Origin of the sequence: Klebsiella sp. K-3 (assembly GCF_051207495.1) — a bacterium.
Classification (GTDB): domain Bacteria; phylum Pseudomonadota; class Gammaproteobacteria; order Enterobacterales; family Enterobacteriaceae; genus Klebsiella; species Klebsiella aerogenes.
Window position 1 is genome coordinate 129,274 of record NZ_JBPNXF010000009.1, and the last position, 13,815, is coordinate 143,088.

Annotated in this window: 16 protein-coding genes, 1 tRNA gene and 1 pseudogene; 8 read left to right on the forward strand and 10 right to left on the reverse strand. The window is 50.9% G+C overall.

Annotated features, from left to right (window positions below; translation table 11 throughout):
• Positions 1 to 19: 19 nt before the first annotated feature.
• Positions 20 to 1,033 (forward strand): LacI family DNA-binding transcriptional regulator, encoded by a 1,014-nt coding sequence (locus ACSEMK_RS16475; protein ID WP_045397754.1) that lies wholly within the window; start codon positions 20 to 22, stop codon positions 1,031 to 1,033.
• A 51-nt stretch (positions 1,034 to 1,084) separates the two neighbouring features.
• Here ACSEMK_RS16475 and cynS read toward each other — a convergent pair whose 3' ends face one another.
• Complete coding sequence (cynS, locus tag ACSEMK_RS16480; RefSeq protein ID WP_015704922.1) at positions 1,085 to 1,555, reverse strand: cyanase; 471 nt, start codon at positions 1,553 to 1,555, stop codon at positions 1,085 to 1,087.
• 33 nt (positions 1,556 to 1,588) lie between these two features.
• Positions 1,589 to 2,239 (reverse strand): carbonic anhydrase, encoded by a 651-nt coding sequence (locus ACSEMK_RS16485; protein WP_113374301.1) that lies wholly within the window; start codon positions 2,237 to 2,239, stop codon positions 1,589 to 1,591.
• 109 nt (positions 2,240 to 2,348) lie between these two features.
• On the opposite strand from ACSEMK_RS16485, the gene cynR reads away from it, so the two are divergent.
• The 4 genes from cynR to ACSEMK_RS16505 all read left to right on the forward strand — a co-directional run bounded on the left by cynR (position 2,349) and on the right by ACSEMK_RS16505 (position 6,319).
• Positions 2,349 to 3,236: a transcriptional regulator CynR gene (gene cynR / locus ACSEMK_RS16490; protein WP_308958558.1), complete on the forward strand. Its 888-nt coding sequence runs from the start codon at positions 2,349 to 2,351 to the stop codon at positions 3,234 to 3,236.
• 220 nt (positions 3,237 to 3,456) lie between these two features.
• Positions 3,457 to 3,894 (forward strand): DUF2231 domain-containing protein, encoded by a 438-nt coding sequence (locus ACSEMK_RS16495; protein ID WP_021463497.1) that lies wholly within the window; start codon positions 3,457 to 3,459, stop codon positions 3,892 to 3,894.
• Positions 3,887 to 5,191, forward strand: coding sequence for a PQQ-dependent sugar dehydrogenase (locus tag ACSEMK_RS16500; RefSeq protein ID WP_430914988.1), 1,305 nt, complete (start codon positions 3,887 to 3,889; stop codon positions 5,189 to 5,191). Before ACSEMK_RS16495 ends, ACSEMK_RS16500 begins: the two co-directional genes overlap by 8 nt.
• A 195-nt stretch (positions 5,192 to 5,386) precedes the next feature.
• The gene (locus ACSEMK_RS16505) at positions 5,387 to 6,319 is read left to right on the forward strand and encodes a LysR family transcriptional regulator (protein WP_430914987.1); all 933 of its coding nucleotides are present in this window, start codon (positions 5,387 to 5,389) and stop codon (positions 6,317 to 6,319) included.
• A 610-nt stretch (positions 6,320 to 6,929) separates the two neighbouring features.
• Here ACSEMK_RS16505 and ACSEMK_RS16510 read toward each other — a convergent pair.
• From ACSEMK_RS16510 to ACSEMK_RS16520, 3 genes are all read right to left on the reverse strand, one after another.
• Positions 6,930 to 7,436 carry an SRPBCC domain-containing protein gene (locus tag ACSEMK_RS16510; protein WP_136343398.1) on the reverse strand — a complete coding sequence of 169 codons (507 nt, stop codon included), beginning with the start codon at positions 7,434 to 7,436 and terminating at the stop codon, positions 6,930 to 6,932.
• A gap of 133 nt (positions 7,437 to 7,569) precedes the next feature.
• Entirely contained in the window at positions 7,570 to 8,478 is a 909-nt protein-coding gene (locus tag ACSEMK_RS16515) for a LysR family transcriptional regulator (RefSeq protein ID WP_136343399.1), read from the reverse strand.
• Between the two features lie 220 nt (positions 8,479 to 8,698).
• Positions 8,699 to 8,824, reverse strand: a complete 126-nt coding sequence (locus tag ACSEMK_RS16520; protein ID WP_259678439.1) for a hypothetical protein — start codon at positions 8,822 to 8,824, stop codon at positions 8,699 to 8,701.
• 22 nt (positions 8,825 to 8,846) lie between these two features.
• Between ACSEMK_RS16520 and ACSEMK_RS16525 the strand changes: the two are divergent.
• Positions 8,847 to 9,092, forward strand: a pseudogene (locus tag ACSEMK_RS16525) (integrase); the annotation flags it as partial.
• A gap of 57 nt (positions 9,093 to 9,149) precedes the next feature.
• Here the strand turns inward: ACSEMK_RS16525 and ACSEMK_RS16530 are convergent.
• The 4 genes from ACSEMK_RS16530 to ACSEMK_RS16545 form a co-directional block, all read right to left on the reverse strand.
• A complete protein-coding gene (locus ACSEMK_RS16530; protein ID WP_180807160.1) occupies positions 9,150 to 9,308 on the reverse strand; it encodes a hypothetical protein in 159 nt (52 codons plus the stop codon).
• Positions 9,309 to 9,447: 139 nt separating this feature from the next.
• On the reverse strand, positions 9,448 to 10,011 hold the full coding sequence (locus tag ACSEMK_RS16535) for a hypothetical protein (protein WP_430914986.1): 564 nt from the start codon (positions 10,009 to 10,011) through the stop codon (positions 9,448 to 9,450).
• Positions 10,012 to 10,196: 185 nt separating this feature from the next.
• Positions 10,197 to 10,284: transfer RNA gene (locus ACSEMK_RS16540), tRNA-Ser, on the reverse strand.
• A 143-nt stretch (positions 10,285 to 10,427) separates the two neighbouring features.
• Positions 10,428 to 12,056 (reverse strand): ABC transporter substrate-binding protein, encoded by a 1,629-nt coding sequence (locus tag ACSEMK_RS16545; RefSeq protein WP_430914985.1) that lies wholly within the window; start codon positions 12,054 to 12,056, stop codon positions 10,428 to 10,430.
• 265 nt (positions 12,057 to 12,321) lie between these two features.
• On the opposite strand from ACSEMK_RS16545, the gene yccA reads away from it, so the two are divergent.
• Both yccA and tusE read left to right on the forward strand, forming a co-directional pair.
• Positions 12,322 to 12,981 (forward strand): FtsH protease modulator YccA, encoded by a 660-nt coding sequence (yccA, locus tag ACSEMK_RS16550; protein ID WP_430914984.1) that lies wholly within the window; start codon positions 12,322 to 12,324, stop codon positions 12,979 to 12,981.
• Between the two features lie 87 nt (positions 12,982 to 13,068).
• Positions 13,069 to 13,398, forward strand: a complete 330-nt coding sequence (gene tusE / locus ACSEMK_RS16555) for a sulfurtransferase TusE (RefSeq protein WP_045360166.1) — start codon at positions 13,069 to 13,071, stop codon at positions 13,396 to 13,398.
• On the opposite strand, the gene yccX is transcribed toward tusE, so the two are convergent.
• Positions 13,395 to 13,676, reverse strand: a complete 282-nt coding sequence (gene yccX, locus ACSEMK_RS16560; protein ID WP_113374274.1) for an acylphosphatase — start codon at positions 13,674 to 13,676, stop codon at positions 13,395 to 13,397. The two genes, tusE and yccX, sit on opposite strands and share 4 nt — an antisense overlap.
• Positions 13,677 to 13,815: the final 139 nt, after the last annotated feature.

The window sequence follows — 13,815 nt, forward strand, 5'->3', positions numbered from 1 at the left end:
TTCAGGCGCCTGGCTCGTGATGAAACCCAAACGCATTACCATAAAAGATATCGCCGAACTGGCTGGCGTCTCTAAAGCCACCGCCAGCCTGGTCTTGAACGGTCGCGGCAAAGAGCTGCGCGTGGCGCAAGAGACGCGCGAACGGGTGCTGGCTATCGCCCGCGAGCAGCACTACCAGCCGAGTATTCACGCCCGTTCGCTGCGCGATAGCCGCAGCCATACCATTGGTCTGGTGGTACCCGAGATCACCAACTATGGTTTTGCCGTTTTTTCTCACGAGCTGGAAACCCTGTGCCGCGAAGCCGGCGTACAGCTGCTTATCTCTTGCACCGATGAGAATCCCGGTCAGGAGAGCATGGTGGTCAATAATATGATTGCCCGTCAGGTCGATGGTTTAATTGTCGCCTCTTGCATGCATAGCGACGCCGACTATCTGAAGCTCAGCGAACAGCTGCCGGTGGTGCTGTTCGATCGCAATCCAAACGATAGCGCCCTGCCGTTGGTGATGACCGATTCACTGGCGCCGACGGCGGAACTTATCGCCCGTATCGCCGGACAACATCCGGATGAGTTCTGGTTTCTCGGCGGGCAGCCGCGGCTCTCACCCTCACGCGATAGGCTGGCCGGATTTAGTCAGGGATTAGCCCAGGCAGGCGTTGAGTTGCGCCCGGAGTGGATTATCAACGGCAACTATCACCCAAGCTCAGGCTATGAGATGTTTGCCGCGCTGTGCGCCCGCCTCGGGCGGCCGCCTAAGGCGCTGTTTACCGCCGCCTGCGGCTTGCTGGAAGGGGTACTACGCTATATGAGCCAGCATAACCTGCTGGATTCCGGGATCCATTTAGCCAGCTTCGATGACCACTATCTGTATGATTCGCTGTCGCTGCGCATCGACACCATCCAGCAGGACAACCGCCAGTTGGCCTGGCACTGCTACGATCTCATCAGTCAGCTGATCGATGGTAAAACGCCACAGCCGCTGCAGCGTTATCTGCCCGCCACATTGCAAATGCGTTATCAACCCGCCAGATAACAACGGGCCTGGATCGTGGTTCAGGCCCGTGCTGTTAACGATTAATTGTCATCAGAAAGGTTTCGTTGGCAGATACTTTCCATCGAAAGTAATCACCGCACGATGTCCGCCTTCCGGATCGCTGACTTTTTTCACATCCAGCTTAAAATTAATTGCGCTGATAATCCCGTCGCCGAATTTTTCATGAATCAACGCTTTCAGGGTGGTGTCGTAGACCTGCAGCATTTCATAGAAGCGATACATGGTCGGATCCGTCGGCACGCGGTCCTCAATAGAGCCTCTGACCGGAATCGTTTGCAGCAGCAAAATATCATCATCGTTGAGTTCCAGTTTTGCCCCAACCATTTTCGCCACTTCAGCAGGCAGCGGGTGCTGCCCCAACAGCGCGGCCGTGACAAAGGCTTCTGATAAACCAGTGCCTTCAACAAGCTGTGCAAAGGAGAGATCCTTTTTGGCTTTAATCAGCAAAATTTTATTCGCTAACTCCAGACGAACTTCGCGGCTGACTTGTGACTGAATCATGGTGTTACCTCGTTATATCGTAGTGAAATGAAATTACTGACCGTAAACCGGCACCGCTCGGGTATCCGGATGACCGGCCAGCGAAATAAAAGCTCTGGTATTGCCGTCATAAGCGGCAATCTCCCCCGTTTCAATGTCATACACCCAGCCATGTAATGTCAGACGTCCTTCATCAAGCGCCAGGCGTACCGCAGGGTGAGTTTGAATATTCGCCAACTGGGCAATCACGTTTTCATGCACCATCGCCGCGGTTTTGGCCTGCGGGTCGCGATGCTCGCGAGCATCGTTGACCACTTTTGCCGAATCCGCATATTGCAGCCAGTGCTTAACGGCGGGCACATGATCCAGACAGCTACACTGCGCAATTGCCGTCATCGCCCCGCAATCGGAGTGGCCGCAAATCACAATATCCGCGACCTTCAGGACAGCTACGGCATACTCCACCGATGCCGACACGCCGCCGGGCTCCGGGCCGTAAGAAGGGACAATATTGCCGGCATTACGGATGACAAACAGATCGCCGGGTTCACGCTGGGTGACCAATTCAGGAACCATCCGGCTATCGGAACAGGAAATAAACAGCGTACTGGGACTCTGCCGGGAGGCTAAACTTTTAAACAGTTCAGCGCGTTCAGGAAATGCATCACGTTGAAATTTAAGAAAACCATCAATGATTTCTTTCATGATAATGTCTACCTCGCTGTGGAATGACAGGGAGGTTACGCGGCGCATGGCATAAAATAAAAGTCTTGTTTATAATCAAATTCATCCAAAAAACTTATGGATTGAAAGCGTGAATATTCGCTATGTTAGATACTTCCTGGCCGTCGCCGAACATCAGGGTTTTACCCGCGCGGCGGAAGCCCTGCATATTTCACAACCGGCGCTCTCACAGCAAATCAGGATGCTAGAAGAGAGCCTGGATGCGCAGCTTTTTGATCGTAGCGGCCGGCATATTCACCTGACGGATGCGGGCGAGGTGTTTTTGCAGTATGCCCGTCAGGCATTTCAGCTGCTGGATGAGGGCCAACGCGCCATTCATGATGTCGAAGACCTCAGTCGCGGTTCTCTGCGCATTGCCGTGACGCCCACCTTTACTTCTTATTTCGTCGTGCCGTTAGTGGCTGAATTTCATGCGCGTTATCCGCATATCACGCTGGATATACAGGAGATGTCGCAGGAGAAAATGGAGGGCATGCTGCTGGAAAATGAGCTGGATATTGGCATTGCCTTTGCCGAGGGAGTTACACCAGACATTGTTTCCACCCCGCTGCTACAGGAAGTGCTGGCGCTGGTTGTGGCGAACCATCACCCGCTGGCCCGCGAAGAATCCCTTTCGTTGCGCCAGCTGGCCGCGGAGGAATTTATTCTGCTCAACCACCATTTCGCCACCCGGTTGCAAATTGACCACTGCTTACAGCAAGCCGGTTTCCACCCGCGGGTGACCATTGAAATGCATTCGATCAATGCCATCCTCGATATCATCCAGCGAACCCAATTAGTGACCATTCTGCCGCTGAATGTCGCCGCCCAGCGCACTGGCCTGGTGACCCGGTTGTTGGAGGAAGCAACGCTTGAGAGAACCGCGGTGTTAATGCAGCGCAAAGGCACCCGACCAAAAGCCGCGGCGAGGATTTTCGCCGACATGGCCCAGCAGCTGGCTGCCCGAATAGAAAGTTAAGCGTACCATGGCGCGGTCAGCATCTGGCCCGCCTCCTCCCTACTGCAACAATCTTACCGTAGCCGGTATGACCATTTGCGCAAAACAGATTTCCCGCGATTGGCATACTGAAATTGTTAACGATATGTATAATTTTATCTGCTAAGCGGTATTCAATATTCCGGCTTGAACGTCAGCATTATTTTCACCCTACCTTATTCCCCCTGACAAGGAATTGACAATGAGTGAACGCTCTCATGACCGAGGTAATAGCCTTGCGATGGTCATATATAATCTACTCAATCCGGTGCCTTACGGCTTTTTTATCGCCGGTCTTATCTTCGATATTATTTACCTCTACAGCACTAACGTGATGTGGGGGAAATGCGCCAGTTGGCTTATTGCCCTTGGCCTTATTTTTGCCATCATTCCGCGGTTGATTAATCTGGCGCAGGTCTGGTTTTTTACTCCTCGACGCCCGGCTGCAAAAATTGATTTCTGGCTAAATCTCATCGCTATTATTGCCGCGTTGGTCAACTGTTTTGTTCATAGCCGCGACGCATGGGCAATTGCGCCGCAGAACGTTATCTATTCATCGATTACCGTTATCTGTCTGCTTGTCGCCAATATTATCAGCTCCACTTGCCTGGCTAATAATAAGGGGATTCGCCATGAATAAATTACTACTGCCCCTGCCCGTTATGCTCGCCACCGCGCTTGCCCTGTCCGGATGCGATGAGAAAGCGAAACTTAGCCCGGATCAACAGGTAGGGCCCGATCCCGTAATGCCGAAGGCCCAGGATTTCCTGATGCCGCCGATGCAGGTTCCCCGCGGCGTAGGCTGGAAGACAGATGGACAACCGGCGGTTGCCCAGGGGCTGAAAATAGAAAAAATAGCCGACGGATTCCTGCATCCCAGAATGGTCTATGTCCTGCCAAATAACGATGTGCTGGTCGTTGAAAGCAACGGTCCTGGCGAGGAGCCGCTGACTACACCGAAGCAGCTGATTGCCGGGATAGTGAAAAATCAGTCAGGTAAAGGCGGAAAAGGCGGGAATCGCATTACGCTATTGCGTAAAAACGCCAGCGGCTGGGAAAAACATATTTTCCTTGAACATCTGCACTCGCCTTTCGGTGTCCAACTAATCGGCAATAATCTTTACGTCGCCAATACCGGCAACATCATGCGTTATCACTACCAGCCGGGGGCGACACGTATCAGCGATGCGGGGAGCGAGCTGGCGGACCTGCCCAGCACCGTCAATCACCACTGGACCAAAGCGTTACTGGCAAGCCAGGATGGTAAGAAGCTGTATGTGGGCGTCGGCTCGAACAGTAATATCACCGAAAATGGCCTGGATATTGAATATCGTCGTGCCACCGTTCTGGAGGTTGATACGGCCACCGGCGCAAGCCGTATCTTCGCCAGCGGGATCAGGAATCCTACCGGACTCGGCTGGGAACCGCAGACGGGCAAGCTTTGGGCTATTGCCAACGAGCGCGATGAAATCGGCGCCGACCTGGTACCTGATTATTTGACTTCGGTGCAGGATGGCGGGTTTTATGGCTGGCCGTGGAGCTATTTCGGACAGCACGTTGACCGCCGCGTACAGCCGCCGCGCCCGGACATGGTCGCCAAAGCGATCAAGCCGGATTATGCCCTGAGTTCCCACGTTGCGCCGCTGGGAATGCTGTTTTATACCGGAAACATGTTGCCACAAACCTATCAGGGCGGCGTGTTTATCAGCGAGCATGGCAGTTGGGACCGTTCGCCGCTGAATGGCTATAAAGTCAGCTTCGTCGCCTTTAAAGACGGCAAACCCGTCGGTAAACCAGAGAGTGTAGTCACCGGTTTTGTCTCGCGCGATGAGAAAGAACTGTACGGCGCGCCGGTCGGACTCGCGCAGGATAATGAAGGGGCGTTAATCATTGCCGACGATGTCGGTAATACCGTCTGGCGCGTCAGCGCAAAATAAAATATCACTATCAATTATCCGGCTTCCCGCAGTCAGGGAAGCCTTTTTTATACCCTCATAATAATTATCCTTAGATATTGCCGGGAATAATTAGAGAAACAAAGTGATAAGCTTTGCCATCAGGACCGCTATTGTAGTTGGCTACACCAGAACAGGTTGCTGAGAAACATTCATCATCAATGAGACGTAGACCAGATGAACCATTTATCCGCAATCAGAACTTTCGTTAGCGCCGCTGACTATAAAAGTTTCAGCGCTGCCGCCAAAGCCTTAAATATCGAAGTATCCACCGTCTCTCGCCATATTTCCGAGCTGGAAGCGTATTTACAGGTGACGTTGTTTAACCGCTCTACCCGTGGATTAGCATTAACCGAAACCGGGGCATTTTTTTACTCGCACGCCCAACAACTGTTATTACAATGGGAGGAAGCCCGCCAGTTAACTTCCGCACTGGATAAACAGCCTTCCGGCCTGCTGCGGTTAAGCGTACCCAGTACCTTTGGCCGTCTGCACGTGATGCCTTTCGTGGATGAATTTCTTCGTCTGCACCCCAACATTTCGCTGGATATCAGTTTTAACGATGAAGTGCAGGACCTGATTGAAACGCGCATCGACCTGAGTATTCGCATCGGTGTTTTGCCTGACTCCTCGATTCATGCCCGTAAACTGGCTTCGCAAACGCGCTCAGCCTGGGCCAGCCCAAGGTGGATTGCGGAAAACCGCCCTACAGCAACACCAGGCGCCGATCAACAGCAGATCGATATCGTGATGTTTTCTCGTCTGCATGGCGCCGGTTGGTATACGCGTAAGATGGGTTCAGAAGATGAATGGCAGCGCATCCCGATTCACTACCGACTGAGCGTTAGCGATAGCGCCGCCATGCTTTATGCCTGCGTCAATCATACCGGGATTGCGATTTTACCGAACTGGCTATCGCGTCAGGCCGAAGAACAAGGGCTTATTCAACGCGTCTTCCCGGAGTGGGAATTTAGTATGTTCCCCAGCGAAACCGCCATCTGGATGCTCTACCCGCAAAACAGGAGAGTGCCGCATAAAGTCCGGGCATTTATCGACTTTATGGTTGAAAAGATTGGGATGCCGCCCTACTGGGAGGAGGCGATTCATTAATGACGAGAGAGGTTGAAGCAGGGATGTGCCGGAGGAACCCAAAGCAAAAAGGGGTTACCTTTCGGTAACCCCTTTTCATATTTGGCGGAAGCGTAGAGATTCGAACTCTAGAACCCTTTCGGGTCGCCGGTTTTCAAGGTTGTGGAAAAGTTATTTAAAATCAACACATTACCATAAGTCACTGGTATGTTTAGACATTTTCACGCCCATATTTTTCAGTTAGTTATCCACTTCTCTGCAGATAGTATACCTCTGTCATTTTCGGGGTTGAATACGGCTCGTTTTGCCCCAAAATCTGCCCCCAAATACCCCGGTATCGAAGACTATCCCCACCCGGTAACCCCTGCAGACGGTTACTGGGTGATAGCATGTCATTTAATGACATTATTTGTTGTATCTTAGATCTGATCTGACACTCTTAACTCACAGAGCCAAACATAATCTGAAAGTCCGCTCCGTGCCAGGAGGGGACATTACAGATATGGCCGCACGGTGTCACTTGCGGGGGTTACATGATTTACCTGTAATCAAGTGCAATAGCAAACGGGCAAATATTCTTGAGGCTGCGGGGAAGTGCAGCCTCAGTGATATGACTGCGGAAAGCGGTTTATTATTTCTTTGCTGCTCGAATCAGGCCGTCAAGCCATTCCTGATGACCATTAAGCATTGGGTTCGGACGGGTATTTGCCAGATCTTTTGCCGGGACTCCGTTCTGTGTTTCCTGCGTTAGGATACGGACCCTGTGACCGGAAAGATCCTCCAGTAGCCACGCATGATGGACATCGAGTCGTTGAGCGGTATCTTTTTCACCGGCCCATCCGTGCCATGCCAGACGAGCAGGTTTACCTTCAGCAGGTGGAACAAACTCCACAACCTGAGCTTCAACTGGGAAACCAAACGTGCTGAAGTAGAAGCGAACCCCATTTTCCAATTCTGGACCTTTGTTGTCATAAAAGCGCACATCGGCGGAATTTTTATAGTATTCCGGCCATAGCAATGGCTGACTCAGGAGCGGCCAGACATCATGGACGTTCAGACCTGAGATGATCATTTCATTAGAAACAAAGTTATCGGTAAAACCCGGAACAAAGCCTTCTGGCCAGTTAATCGCGTTCATAAATTTCTCCAATTGCTATAGTTGAGTGCACTGCGAGTGTCATTACGGCAGTAACGTAATGACAGTGATTATTGGTGCAATAGAGTTATAAGGCGAATTGTCATTGCTTATATTCTTAATAAGATAAATTATATCAGGACGCGGGATGTTGGCTTACTTCTGCGCATAAAGCACGAATCCACTGATGACTTGGGTCACGATGGGTTCGCTCATGCCAGGCCATGCTCTTGGTAAAGCCGGGTACTTTCAGGGGCAAAGGGAGAATGATGAGATCGTTGTTAGTCAGGACCATGCGGTGAGGTACAACTGCAATCATATCAGTCACTCGCAATATATCAGGTATCACCTGAAAACTATTAACTGACATGCCTACTCGTCGTGTCAGACTGAGCTTAGCAAGTGCTTCATCTGTAACACCGGTGAAGTTACCTTCTGAAGACACCAGAATATGTTCCTGTTTGCAAAATTGTTCGAGCGTCATTTCTGGACTCGCTGCCAAAGGATGATGACGTCGTGCTACGCAGACATAATCTTCTTCATAGAGCGCTCTTCCATGCAGGTCTTCGGGGGTTGTTTGTGGTGTTATCAAAGCCAGATCAACTTCACCCCGAGACAACTGCTGATACATTCGCTCATTGTCCACGGGCCGCACGGCGATTTTAATATACGGTGCACGTTGTTTTAGCTCAGCCATCAACGGAACGACAACAGCCTTAAGTGCATAGTCCGTTGCGACGATGGTATAAGTCAGTTCCACCGTCACCGGATCAAATTTCTTTGGTTTCAGCAGGATAGCGATATCGGTGAGGATTTGTTTTACCGGCGTAGAAAGTTCGTTGGCCCGCATTGTGGGGACCATACCGTGGCTGGTGCGAACAAAGAGTGGATCGTCAAAGTAATCACGCAAGCGAATAAGCATACCACTGACGGCAGGCTGCGTCAGGGAGAGGCGCTGTGCAGCCCGAGTCACGCTTCCCTCATCCAGTAATGCATCAAGGGCCTTAAGAAGGTTAAGGTCGAGGGTTCTGATATCATTTTTCATAATGAACTAGCCTGACAGATATTAAAATTTTAATTCAGGCTAAATGCTCGGGAAAAGGTTGTCTAGAAGGTTTGCGAGTGTTTTCCGTTTGGGGGAACTTCCATTTCTGGATGGTAAGCCTTGTACGGATAAGTCCGCTCTTCGCTCAAAGCGGACTGTCAGATTTGATTGCATTCTGCATGCACAAATTGTCAGTTGGGGTCTGGACAAATAAACACGATTACTGGATTTCTAATGCAGATAATTTCTCCTCCAGTTCGTCTACTCGCTTAATCAACACCTTTACCGCTGCCAGCGAGTCCATCATGATTACGTTGTTATCCAGCTGCAGGCGATCGTCGTTCACCCTCTCACCGTTGCGCATGTATGGGCGGATGAATAAAAAAACATTCAATACATGGTGGAATAATGCGAAAAAGCAAGCCGCGGTGAAACTGGGTCGCCCTGTTCCGGGTACATTCCACGATATTAAAGCCAAAGCAATTTCAGACTATGAAGGTAGTAGTAGAGACAAACAGCTATTCAGCGGACATAAGACGGAACTTCAGGTAACAACATACGACCGAAAAGTGAAAGTAACACCGTCTCTTGATGTCCCCCGCTCGATAAGCCAGATTAGTACATACACAAAAAAGCCCGCGGTCGCGGGCTCAATCAAAGAAACGATACCATCAGGCAGCTTTATGCTCTATAGGAGCACCAGAGTTATCCATCTCGGCGTCACACATATCCTCAAGCTTTTGAGGATCCAAGCTCTGCCAGAACTGTGTTGCCTGTGCAATCAAGGCCAGCGTATCGACAACATCGAACTTAGCGTCTTGATTTCTCATGAGGTGATTCCTTATGCCTACGTAATCAGTTGACGGATACGTCAACATGTTGGTTGCAGTATAAGGTTTGCGGAAATTTTTATCAAATTGCTAATCAACGAAAAATGCGGAAGTGCGGAGGAGTTGAAAGAGCACTTTTTCAGCGAGCTATGTTTCGTGTCATCTCATCGGTAATGGCTTGTTCAATTTCAATGAGATTCGCACATAAATGTGGCATGCAGAACGCATCTTCATAGAATCCGAATTTTCTGTATAGCGGCAGATAACGAGTCTTCGGATTCATGATGTACACTTCATCATGCCTAGTCGCTGTTGCCATCGAGTGAGCAAAAATCAATGTGGATAACCAAACTCGCTTTGTCAAAGGACTATCTTTGCTTTTAAGAAAGTTTTCCACCATACAAATTTCTAAACGATGCCGACGCTGATCAATCCGACATAAAGCTGCTCCACCAGGGAATGCATCATCAACCCCTTTAATTCTCATTGAAAGGTCGAGCACGTCTTCATTTAGCGGATTTCCGTATTGCTCAAAGGCCCATACCCATGGCAAATCTCCATACGAACCAGTCTGAAGCAAACGAAGATCATCTGGCCGTAACTTCCCATACCCTAACCCCCAACCAAATTGATCGGCGATACTTTGGACCGAGTTGATGCAAAAATCATGTATGTGGGAGTAAGTTAATCCAGGCATCTGCATACTTGACCAATCCATTCAAGAAATTACAGACAGTCTATCAAGAAAATAAATATTGGGGTAACTTGATTATGTAAAAGATATGTTAATTAAAGATAGGACACAGAATAGACCAAGTGAATATACCAACACTATACCAACAGCCCAAAGCAACAAGGGGCTACCTTTCGGTAACCCCTTGTTTAATTTGGCGGAAGCGTAGAGATTCGAACTCTAGAACCCTTTCGGGTCGCCGGTTTTCAAGACCGGTGCCTTCAACCGCTCGGCCACGCTTCCGGTATGGGGCGCACTATAAACACCTCTGCCGATGCTGTAAAGCATCATTTTGTTCAACTGCCTTAAAAACAAACAAATCTGTGTTATTCGTCTGAATTTCAGGCAGTTCGCGCAGAAATTCGGCGTTAAGAACGCCCTTTGACTCAGTGTTTTATGATGTACATATCTTTGGTGTAGTAATAGCCCAGCTTATCCGGCTCGAACCCACCGACCCACGGCTTCACTAGATGGGTACGCACGTAGTGATAAACCGGAATCGCGGGCACATCCTCAGCCAACAGATCCTCCGCTTGCTGATAGAATTTGCCTCGCGCGGCGGTATCCGCCGCCTTCGCCGCATCATGCAGCGCTTTATCATAGGCCGGGTTACTGTACTGACTGGTGTTTTCGCTGTCGCCGGTGCGGAAGTTATTGAGGAATGACGCCGCATCGTCATAATCCGCGATCCAGGCATAACGCACAGCATCAAAATTATGCGTATGCATGGTATCCAGCATGGTCTTCCACTCCTGATTCTGCAGCTTCGCCTCTACGCCAAGATTTTTCTTCCACATCGAACTGGCGGCGATGGCAATGCGCTGGTGCGTCTCCGAGGTGTTATAAAGCAGGTTAAAGACCAGCGGATGACTTTCGTTAAAGCCCGCCTCGTTAAGCAGTTTTTTTGCCTCGGCAATGCGTTTGTCGCGCGGCCAGCTGGCGTAATCCGGTTGTTTAAGCGTAACGCCGCCGATATCGGGCTGGCTAATCAGCCATGCCGGACGCTGCCCCTGCCCCATCACCTTCTCGGCGATGATATCTTTATCTAGCCCCATGTTGAGCGCCCGTCGCACTCTGGGGTCATTAAAGGGCGGTTTAGTGGTATTGAGTTCGTAATAGTAGGTCGCCAGCTGTGGAGAAACATTCAGCTGCGAGCCCATCGTTTTCTTGAGTAACGCAAACTGATTCACCGGCAGCGTATAAACAATATCTATCTCACCGGCTTTATAACGATTCACATCCGCCGCTTCGGAAGTAATCGGCAGATAGGTCACTTTATTGATTACCGTATGTTCATTATCCCAGTACTTAGGATTGCGTTGCGCCACGATGCGCTCGTTGACGACCCACTTCGAAAGCGTGTAAGGGCCGCTGGTGACAATATGTTCCGGTTTAGTCCATTTATCCCCAAAGCGCTCCACCAGCACCTTATCAATAGGCACCAGCGACGGGTGAGCAAGCATTGCGAGGAAGGCGGCGTTAGGCTGATCCAACGTGACCTGCAGCGTGGTATCGTCCAGCGCTTTTACGCCGAGAGTTTCCGGCGGCTGTTTTCCCTCCGAAATATCGCGGGCGTTAACGATATGCATATTACCCGGATAGCTGGCGTACGGCGAAGCGGTGGTCGGCGTGACCAGCCGCTGCCAGCTCCAGACGATATCCTGCGCGGTAATCGCTGTCCCATCGGACCAGGTGATGCCAGGGCGCAGATGGAAAGTCCAGACGAGGTTATCTTTATTCTCCCACTTCAGCGCCAGCCGCGGCTGAATCTCGCCCTGCGGCGAAACGCTCACCAACCCTTCGAACAGATCGCTGATGATATTATACTCAACGTCGCTTTCGACCTTATGCGGATCGAGCGAGGCGGGTTCATTACCGTTGTTCCTGACGAGCTCCTGTTTTGCTGCAAGTTCGGTACCCTGCGGGACCTGGGCGGCCATTGCCGCGGCCGCGCTGCCGAGTAACCCCAAAACCAGTAATGCGTGCGTGATGTGGTTATATTGTTGTAGTTTCATTTCCCTTGCCTTTATGCTTCGTTGATACCCCTTCCACACTTAGTCGCTGACTGACATTAAGGCAATATTTTTCAGTGACCTATAAGATTCAGATCTGCTTTCCACCGCTGAACGCATAAACATACTGTCGTAATCCATTTTTCCAGAATAAAAAGCTACCCCACCGGTGCCGGGATCTGAGTAAAGATGGGTAAAAGCATTATGGCTTTCGGCTCGCTTTTCTTATGCTTCATAACTAATTACATCTGTCATAAGAGAGTGACTCATGGAGCGTATAATTACCTCATCGCGTGACCGTTCATCGCTGCTCAGCACGCACAAAGTTCTGCGTAACACCTATTTTCTGCTCAGCCTGACGCTGGCGTTTTCGGCTATCACCGCCACCGCCAGCACCGTGCTGATGCTGCCGTCTCCGGGGCTTATCCTCACCCTGGTGGGCATGTATGGTCTGATGTTCCTGACCTACAAACTGGCTAATAAACCAAGCGGTATTCTGGCGGCCTTCGCCTTTACCGGCTTCCTCGGCTACATTCTGGGGCCAATGCTGAACGCTTACCTCTCCGCAGGCATGGGCGATTTGATCGGTCTGGCGCTGGGCGGCACCGCGCTGGTCTTCTTCTGCTGCTCGGCTTACGTATTGACGACGCGCAAAGACATGTCCTTCCTCGGCGGCATGCTGATGGCGGGCGTGGTGGTCGTTCTGATTGGTATGGTGGCGAACATCTTCCTGCAGCTGCCGGCTCTGCATCTGGCCATCAGCGCGGTGTTCATCCTTATCTCTTCCGGCGCGATTTTGTTTGAAACCAGCAACATCATCCGCGGCGGCGAGACCAACTACATTCGCGCCACCGTTAGCCTGTATGTTTCGCTGTACAACATTTTCGTCAGCCTGCTGAGCATCCTCGGCTTCGCCAGCAGAGACTAACCTTCTCTCCTGCAACACCAGGCCTCGCTTATGCGGGGCCTTATTTTTTGCTACACTGCGCGCAGTTTCCGCATTATGTGAAAAATCATGTTTATCTTTGAAGGCAGTGAAATAGAGACCGATAGCGAAGGCTATCTGAAAGAGACGACTCAGTGGAGTGAAGCGATGGCGGAAGTTATCGCCGCTCAGGAAGGGATCACCCTGTCCGTCGAACACTGGGAAGTAGTGCGCTTCGTGCGCGATTTTTATCTGGAATTCAACACTTCGCCAGCCATCCGTATGCTGGTCAAAGCAATGGCGAATAAATTCGGTGAAGAGAAAGGCAACAGCCGCTATCTGTACCGGTTATTCCCCAAAGGGCCGGCCAAGCAGGCGACGAAAATCGCCGGCCTGCCTAAACCGGTGAAGTGCATTTAATAGAGAATAGCGAATTTTTGCCACTCTCTGGTGGGTTGATGGGGCTCGGTTAACACCCTGTCGACCCTTGCGCTACGCGGACCGCCGGCCTTAAGCCAGGCAATCAGTTTTTCCACCTGTTCCGCTTGTCCGCAGGCCAGCACTTCCACGCTGCCATCATCCAGATTTCGCGCATAACCGGTCAGTCCCAGCTGCAGCGCTTCACGCTGCGTTGAATAGCGGAATCCCACGCCCTGAACGACTCCGTGAACCCACGCCATCGTGCATACCTTCGCCATTATTACCTCCTCAACTGCGCTATCCTGATGCAGAGCATAGCAAATTATCGCCAGCATACTCGCTTTTGCCTGACGCTAAAACATCCGCCCGACGGCGGTAGGAATGGTGCTTGCCCCAGCCAGTTATGCTAATCTACGC